The sequence below is a fragment of the Ruixingdingia sedimenti genome (assembly GCF_031432425.1).
Lineage (GTDB): Bacteria > Pseudomonadota > Alphaproteobacteria > Rhodobacterales > Rhodobacteraceae > Ruixingdingia > Ruixingdingia sedimenti.
Genome location: NZ_JAVKPH010000070.1, coordinates 1 through 7,436, shown reverse-complemented (window position 1 = coordinate 7,436; position 7,436 = coordinate 1). Strand labels below are relative to the sequence as shown.

Below are 7,436 nucleotides of genomic sequence, written 5' to 3'. Positions count from 1 at the left end.
TCGTGCTGGCCAACGCGCTCATCCGCGACAATCGAAAATGGAGCCCAAATGCCACTTGATCGACACGGATACTACGGCCTGCCGGAAACCCTCCCGCTCGAGTGGTCGGAGTTCCTGGCCGCCATGCCCCAATCCGCCTGATTACGACTGAAAGGACAGCACGATGGCACGTTTCGACACCGCCTTTGACGCCGCCGGCATCGAGCCCACCACCGCCTACGAGATCCTGCCCGCGGGCAAGTACCGCGCCCAGATCGTCGAGAGCGAGATGCGCGTCACGAAGAACGGGATGGGGAAGTATCTCTGGCTGATGCTCGACATCCTCGAGGGGCCGCAGCAGGGCCGCAAGGTCTTCGACCAGCTGAACTTGGTGAACGCCAACCCGACCACCGTGGAGATCGCGCAGCGCACGCTGTCGGCGATCTGCCACGCCACGGGCAAGCTGCAGGTCAACGACAGCGAGGAGCTGCACCTGATCCCGATGACGATCCAGGTCGGGGTGAAGCCCCCGAAGGACGGCTACGGCGAGCGCAACACGATCCGCTACCTGGTGCCGGAGGCCCCGGCGCAGGCAACCCCGCCGAAGCCCGCCGCCACGCAGCATGCGACCGCGCCCGCTCAGTCGGCGCCCGTCCGCCCGGCCACCGCGCCCTGGAACCGCAAGAGCTGACGTCCTCGGCCGCCGCGGGCTGAGACTCGGCTCGCGGCCCGGACATCGCCAGACCCGAGAGACCGACCATGACCAACACCACCGACGCGGCCTGCGCGGCCGCGAACGCCCCCGGCTTGCCTGACGACACCCGGCGCCTGATCGAGATCGAGGACGCCATCGCGAAGATCCGCACGCAGATCGCGACCGCCGATCTGACGCGGCAGCGGACGGCGAAGCCGATCGACCCCGACTGGTTTCACCGCGCGCGCACGGCGCTGCGCCACCTCAATCGCGAGCGCGCCGAGATCGTCGCCCGTCAGGGCGGCCGCCGCCGGCGCGAGCGCCAGAAGGACATGATCATCGCCGTCCTGCGCGAGCGCCATGACAGCGCCGCCTGGACCGCGGTGCTGGCGGAGGCGCGGGCGCGGCTTGAGCGGGAGGAGGCGTGCTGATGGCCGAGCTCCCCGAACCCCAGACGCCGACCCTGTCCGCGATCTACGCCTCCTTCGAGGCGCGGCAGGGCGACGGCTTCCGCGACCACCTCGGCGCCTCGCTGATCGGCAAGTCCTGCGCCCGCGCGCTCTGGTACGACTTCCGCTGGGCGACGCCTGCGCGGCACACGGGCCGCATCCTGCGGCTGTTCGAGACCGGCCAGCTGGAAGAGGCCCGGCTTGTCCGCGACCTCCGCGCCACCGGCGCGACGGTGCTGGAGGTCGATCCCGATACCGGGCGGCAGTTCCGCGTCGAGGCGCATGGCGGGCATTTCGGCGGCTCGCTCGACGGTGTCGCCCTCGGTCTGCTCGAAGCGCCGAAGACCTGGCACGTCGTCGAGTTCAAGACCCATTCGGCGAAGAGCTTCGCCGAGCTCGTCGGCAAGGGCGTCGCGCTCGCCAAGCCCCAGCACGCCGCGCAGATGCAAATCTACATGCACCTGACGGGCATCACGCGGGCGCTCTACGTCGCGGTCTGCAAGGACACCGACGCGCTGCACATCGAGCGTGTTCCGGCCGACCCCGAGACGGGCGAGCGCCTGCTGGAAAAGGCGCGGCGGATCATCTTCGCCCAGCATCCTCCCGAGCGGATCAGCGCGGATCCCGCCTGGTTCGAGTGCCGGTTCTGCGACCACCACGGGCTCTGCCACGGCGAGGAGGCCGCGGCTGTCACCTGCCGGTCCTGCCTGCATTCCACGCCCATCGAAGGTGGTGGCTGGCACTGCGCGCGCCACGACCGGCCGCTCGACCCCGCCGACCAGCGCCGCGCCTGCGCCCGGCACCTGTTCATCCCCGATCTCGTCCCCGGCGAGGTGACCGACGCAGGCGAGGACTTCGTCTCCTACCGCATGCGCGGCGGCTCGGCCTGGACCAACGACGCCCGCGAAGAGGAGGCCGCCGCATGCTGACCCTGCGACCCTACCAGCAGGCCGCGATCACCTCGATCTACGGCTATTTCGAGAAGGAGAGCGGCAACCCGCTTGTCGTGATCCCCACGGCCGGCGGCAAGAGCCTCGTCATGGCCGCCTTCATCGACGGCGTGCTCAAGGCCTGGCCCGACCAGCGCGTGCTCGTCGTCACCCATGTCCGCGAGCTGATCGCGCAGAACCATGCGGAGATGCTGGGGCTCTGGCCCAAGGCGCCGGCGGGCATCTACTCGGCGGGGCTCGGCCGCCGCGATGCGCGGGCCCGGATCCTCTTCGCCGGCATCCAGTCCATCCACAACAAGGCGACGCGCATCGGCCATGCCGATCTGGTGCTGATCGACGAGGCCCATCTGATCCCCGGGCGGTCGAACACCATGTATCGCCGCTTCCTCACCGACCTACAGGTGATCAACCCTGCGCTGAAGGTGATCGGTCTGACGGCGACGCCCTTCCGGCTCGACAGCGGCATGCTGCACGAGGGCGAGAACGCGCTCTTCACGGACATCGCCTACGAGGTGTCGGTCCGCGACCTGATCGATCAGGGCTATCTCTCCCCGCTCATCTCGAAGCAGACGCAGACCCGGCTCGACGTGACCGGCGTGGGATCGCGCGGCGGCGAGTTCATCGCGCGCGACCTCGAGGACGCGGTCGACCGGGACGCCATCACGCGCGCGGCCGTGGCCGAGGTGATCGCCCATGGCGAGACGCGCCGGTCCTGGCTCGCCTTCTGTTCCGGCGTGCGTCACGCCACCCATGTCGCCGAGGAGTTCCGCCGCCGCGGGGTCAGCTGCGCCACCATCTTCGGCAAGACGCCGAAGGACGAGCGTGACGCAATCATCGCCGCCTTCAAGCGCGGCGAGATCAAGGCTCTGGCCTCGATGGGCGTGCTGACGACGGGCTTCAACGCGCCGGCCGTCGATCTGATCGCCATGCTGCGGCCCACCAAGTCGGCCGGGCTCTACGTGCAGATGGCCGGTCGCGGCACGCGGCTCGCCGAGGGCAAGGAGAACTGCCTCGTTCTCGATTTCGCGGGCAATGTCCGCCGGCATGGCCCCATCGATCTCGTGCGGCCGAAACGGCCGGGTGGTCCGGGCGACGGGCCGCCGCCCACCAAGATCTGCCCCGAATGCGGGACCATCGTGGCCATTGCCGCCCTCGAATGCCCCTGCTGCGGCTTCGAGTTCCCCGGCCGCGAGGTGAAGCTGGAGCCGACCGCCTCGACGCTGGAGGTGCTGTCCAGCGGCAAGCCGCAGTGGGTCGGCGTCACCGACGTCACCTTCAGCCGCCACGAGAAACGCGGCGGGCGGGTCTCGTTGAAGGTCACCTATCGCTGCGGTCTCGCCTTCCACACGGAATGGGTCTGCTTCGAGCACGACGGCTGTCCACGCCGGAAGGCCGCGAGCTGGTGGCGCGAGCGGGCGCCCGAGCTGGACGTGCCCGAGTCCGTCGACGAGGCGCTCCTGCTGGCGGACCGGCTGCGCCGGCCCACCGAGATCGCCGTCCGCCCCGCGGGCCGCTTCACCGAAATCACCGCCTACAGGTTCGCCCCATGCCTTACGTCCGTGCCGGGCTCTGCGCCGTCTGCCATCGAGAACCCCGCGGCTGGGGCTGGTTCGACGCGCGCTTCCGCGTCTCCGACCCGCGGCGCGACACGAGCCGCAGAGACCTCTGCAGCCGGGTTTGCCAGGACATCTGCCACCGGAGGTCGGGCATGATCGATCCGACCCCCAATGAGACGGCGGCCATGGTCGAGGGCGGCAAGGCAGGCGGCGCCTATCTCGACAGCCTCGGCCGGACCGATCTCGCCCAACTCAGCGAGGAGGAGTGGGACACCTTCGTCGAGGTGATCGTCACCGGCTACTGCGACCACCTGCGCGACCTGGCGGCGAAGGACCGTGAACGGCTCGACGGCATGATCCCGGAGGTGCCCTTCTGATGGCGGATACCTCGTGGATGGCGCGCGTCGGGGCGCGTCTTGTGACCAACGGCTACGCGATCCTGCCGATCGCGCCCGGCACCAAGAAGCCCGGCCAGTTCGCCCGCGCGGCCTGGCACGACTACCCGCAGTGGAACCGGCATGCGAGCCGCGCCACGACCGAGTTCGAGGTCGCGACCTGGTCGACCTGGCCTAGCTGCGGCGTCGGGATCGTCGGCGGCGCGGTCGCCGCGCTCGACATCGACGTCGCCGAGGATGGCGAGCTTGCGCTGCGCATCGAACGACTGGCCCGCGAGCGGCTGGGCGACACGCCCGCGCTCAGGATCGGCAAGGCACCGAAGCGGCTGCTGGTCTATCGCACGCGAGAGCCCTTCGCCGGGATCCGGCGCGCGCCGCTCGAGGTGCTCTGCCTCGGACAGCAGTTCGTGGCCTATGCCAAGCATCCCGACACCGGCCAGCCCTATGCCTGGCCGGACGAGGGGCTCGCGGATCTCGACATCGAGAGCCTGCCCGAAATCGACGCCGGCCGGGCGGCAGCGTTCCTCGACGAGGCGCTGGCGCTGATCCCGCCCGAGCTGCGCCCGAAGAGCCTCGGTGCGAAGGGCGTGAACGGGGCCGGACATCCGTGTCTGCCCGCCCATGCACAGGCTGGCACGCTGGCGGCGATCCGGAGCGCGCTCGCCTGGCTGCCAAACGCCGAGCTCGACTACGACAGCTGGATGCGCATCGGCATGGCGCTGAAGGGCGCGCTTGGCGAGGAGGGCGCGACGCTCTTTGCCGACTGGTCGGCGCAGGCGGCCAAGAACGACCCGGCAGCGACGGCGAAGGCATGGACGAGCTTCAAGCCCGCGCGGATCGGCGCCGGCACGATCTATCACCTCGCCATGGAGAAGGGCTGGCGCCCCGATCCCGACCTCCTGCTCGACGGCAGCCAGAAGGCTTGTGCGGCCGACGAGCATCCCGCGGCGGGCCTCCTCGCGCGACTCGCCCAGCCCGAAGCCCCGATGCCGATCCTCACGCCTGCGCCGTCGTTCACGCTGACGATCCCGGGCGGGCTCGTGGGCGATCTCGCGCGTTACATGATCGACACTGCGCGCAGACCGCAGCCGCTTCTCGCGGTGGGCGCCAGCCTCTGCGCCCTAGGCGCGCTGATGGGGCGGCGCTACCGCACGGCGACAGACCTGCGCACGAACCTCTACATCGTCGGCATCGCGGACAGCGGGTCGGGCAAGAACCACGCCCGCGAGGTCGTCAACGAGCTGTTCTTCGCGGCGGGACTCGCCCATCACCTGGGCGGCAACAAGATCGCCTCGGGCGCGGGGCTCCTGACCGCGCTCCACCGTCAGCCCGCGATCCTGTTTCAGATCGACGAGTTCGGGATGTTCCTCTCGGCGGCGGCTGACCGCAAGCGTAGCCCGCGCCACATCACCGAGATCCTCGACAACATGACCGAGCTCTACACTGCGGCCAGCGGGGTCTTTCTCGGCGCGGAATACGCGAACCGGGACGGCTCGAACGAGCGCCGCGACATCGTGCAGCCCTGCCTCTGCGTCTACGGCACGACGACGCCGCTGCATTTCTGGGGGGCGCTGCAGGGCGCGAATGTCGTGGACGGCTCGCTCGCCCGGTTCATCATCCTGCCGAGTGAGGAGGACTATCCGGACGAGAACCGTAGCGCCGGGCTCCGAAGATCGCCCCGGCCGCTGATCGAGGGGCTGCAGCGGCTCGCCGAAGGCGGCAGCCAGGCCAGCGGCAACCTCGCCGGCCGGACCTCCGGCCCCGAGACCGCGGTCGACCCGATGACCGTGCCGATGGACGACGACGCGCAGGCGCGTTTCGATGCGCTCGGAGAGGAGATCACCGCCGAGCTCAGGGCCGCGGCCGGCACGTTCCAGACGCCGATCCTCGCCCGGATCGCGGAAAACGCGGCCAAGGTCGCGCTCGTCCTGGCCGTGGGGCGCGATGCGGTCCATCCCGTCATCCGGCTCGAGGAGGCCGTCTGGGCCATCGACTTCGTGCGCCACTTCGCACGGCGCACCATCGACGCCGTCGAGCGCCATGTGGCCGACACCGAGACCGAGGCGCATCTGAAGCGGGTGCGCGAGATCATCCGCAAGGCCGGGTCGGCCGGCGTCACCAAGTCCGAGCTCACCCGCGCTTCGCAGTGGCTCAGGGCGCGCGACCGCGACGACATCCTGCTCACGCTGGTTGAGAGCGGCGACATCGCCACGGTCGAGCAGGAGACCGGGGGTCGGAAGGCCATGCGCTTCCGGGCGCTGCGGTGAGGGCCGGGACGATGCTTCCTTCAACGGCCCCCATCCTTCATTTGAAGGAAGTTCCCGCCGAACCCTCTGTCCCGCAACGGAAATCCGGCGCGCGGGGCTTCTTTCAATATTTCACGCAAGGACCCTCGCGCGCGTGGATGGGGAGCGACGCCACACCCATACCCCATGAAGAAACTGAAATATTGAAAGAAGAGATTTATCCTCATTCTGTCAATGGCTTGCGTCCCCACTTCCTTCAAGCGAACGGGGTGAAGCCATTGAAGGAAGCGCCGGGCGCCCCCGGCATCGACAACGTGACCGTGACCAGACCTCGCGATCTTGGCCCTGGCGCGCGTGCTGCCCTCACCAGGCAGCTGTGCCGCCGCGGCCTCTCAATCGAAGAGGAGGTCGTCATGGACCGCTCCCCACACATCGCCCCGGCGCCTCTCACGGCTGCCGGCAATCTCGACCGCTGCATTCTCGCGCTCGATCTCGGCACCAGCACCGGCTGGGCGGTGCGCTCGGCCGAAGGGCTGATCACCAGCGGGACCGCGAGTTTCAGGCCCGGCCGCTATGACGGTGGCGGCATGCGCTATCTGCGCTTCACGAACTGGCTGACCGAGATCGACCGGCTCTCCGGACCCGTGGCGGCAATCTGGTTCGAGGAGGTGCGCCGCCACGCCGGAACCGACGCGGCCCATGTCTATGGCGGGCTCATGGCCACGCTCACCGCATGGGCGGAACTGCGCGGCGTGCCCTATGCCGGCGTTCCCGTCGGCACGATCAAGCGTCACGCAACCGGAAAGGGCAACGCGCCGAAGGAGGCGATGGTCGCGGCTGCGCGGGCCCGGGGCTTCAGCCCCGCCGACGACAACGAGGCCGACGCCATCGCGCTGCTGCTCTGGGCGATCGAGACGAACGGGGGTGTCGCATGAGGTGGCACCCCAAGGGCTACGGCGGCCATCGCCGGGATCCGGACCAGGTGAAACGCGAAGGCTGGCGCGAGCAGGGCCTGCTCGCCGTCTCGCTCGAGGACGCGCGCCTGACATGGCCGGAACGCGAACTCGTTCGCCAGCTGGGCGAAAAGCTTTTGTCTTATGACTTCCCCCGGCTCCTGAGGCAAAAGGGAGCCACTGCCCGCCACGCCATTTATGGCGGGCAATGGCG

The 7,436-nt window shown here is 69.5% G+C and carries 8 protein-coding genes; all 8 read left to right on the top strand.

Annotated features, from left to right (window positions below; translation table 11 throughout):
* Nucleotides 1-163 precede the first annotated feature (163 nt).
* Complete coding sequence (locus RGD00_RS22570; RefSeq protein WP_310459492.1) at nucleotides 164-670, top strand: DUF669 domain-containing protein; 507 nt, start codon at nucleotides 164-166, stop codon at nucleotides 668-670.
* A 68-nt stretch (nucleotides 671-738) separates the two neighbouring features.
* Nucleotides 739-1,104 carry a hypothetical protein gene (locus tag RGD00_RS22565; RefSeq protein WP_310459491.1) on the top strand — a complete coding sequence of 122 codons (366 nt, stop codon included), beginning with the start codon at nucleotides 739-741 and terminating at the stop codon, nucleotides 1,102-1,104.
* On the top strand, nucleotides 1,104-2,051 hold the full coding sequence (locus RGD00_RS22560; protein ID WP_310459490.1) for a PD-(D/E)XK nuclease family protein: 948 nt from the start codon (nucleotides 1,104-1,106) through the stop codon (nucleotides 2,049-2,051). The genes RGD00_RS22565 and RGD00_RS22560 overlap by 1 nt, the downstream gene beginning before the upstream one ends.
* A complete protein-coding gene (locus RGD00_RS22555; protein WP_310459489.1) occupies nucleotides 2,045-3,784 on the top strand; it encodes a DEAD/DEAH box helicase in 1,740 nt (579 codons plus the stop codon). The genes RGD00_RS22560 and RGD00_RS22555 overlap by 7 nt, the downstream gene beginning before the upstream one ends.
* Nucleotides 3,781-4,005, top strand: a complete 225-nt coding sequence (locus RGD00_RS22550; protein ID WP_310459488.1) for a DUF6511 domain-containing protein — start codon at nucleotides 3,781-3,783, stop codon at nucleotides 4,003-4,005. The genes RGD00_RS22555 and RGD00_RS22550 overlap by 4 nt, the downstream gene beginning before the upstream one ends.
* On the top strand, nucleotides 4,005-6,290 hold the full coding sequence (locus tag RGD00_RS22545) for a PriCT-2 domain-containing protein (RefSeq protein ID WP_310459487.1): 2,286 nt from the start codon (nucleotides 4,005-4,007) through the stop codon (nucleotides 6,288-6,290). The genes RGD00_RS22550 and RGD00_RS22545 overlap by 1 nt, the downstream gene beginning before the upstream one ends.
* A 41-nt stretch (nucleotides 6,291-6,331) precedes the next feature.
* On the top strand, nucleotides 6,332-7,204 hold the full coding sequence (locus tag RGD00_RS23570) for a crossover junction endodeoxyribonuclease RuvC (protein WP_425603451.1): 873 nt from the start codon (nucleotides 6,332-6,334) through the stop codon (nucleotides 7,202-7,204).
* Nucleotides 7,201-7,436, top strand: a 236-nt coding sequence (locus RGD00_RS22535) for a hypothetical protein (RefSeq protein ID WP_310459486.1), incomplete at its 3' end; no start/stop codon positions are given. The genes RGD00_RS23570 and RGD00_RS22535, both read left to right, overlap by 4 nt.

Bases quoted from the DNA above. Each gene is read 5' to 3' on its own strand.
- RGD00_RS22570 (WP_310459492.1), top strand. From the start codon at position 164: ATGGCACGTTTCGACACCGCCTTTGACGCCGCCGGCATCGAGCCCACC.
- RGD00_RS22565 (WP_310459491.1), top strand. From the start codon at position 739: ATGACCAACACCACCGACGCGGCCTGCGCGGCCGCGAACGCCCCCGGC.
- RGD00_RS22560 (WP_310459490.1), top strand. From the start codon at position 1,104: ATGGCCGAGCTCCCCGAACCCCAGACGCCGACCCTGTCCGCGATCTAC.
- RGD00_RS22555 (WP_310459489.1), top strand. From the start codon at position 2,045: ATGCTGACCCTGCGACCCTACCAGCAGGCCGCGATCACCTCGATCTAC.
- RGD00_RS22550 (WP_310459488.1), top strand. From the start codon at position 3,781: ATGATCGATCCGACCCCCAATGAGACGGCGGCCATGGTCGAGGGCGGC.
- RGD00_RS22545 (WP_310459487.1), top strand. From the start codon at position 4,005: ATGGCGGATACCTCGTGGATGGCGCGCGTCGGGGCGCGTCTTGTGACC.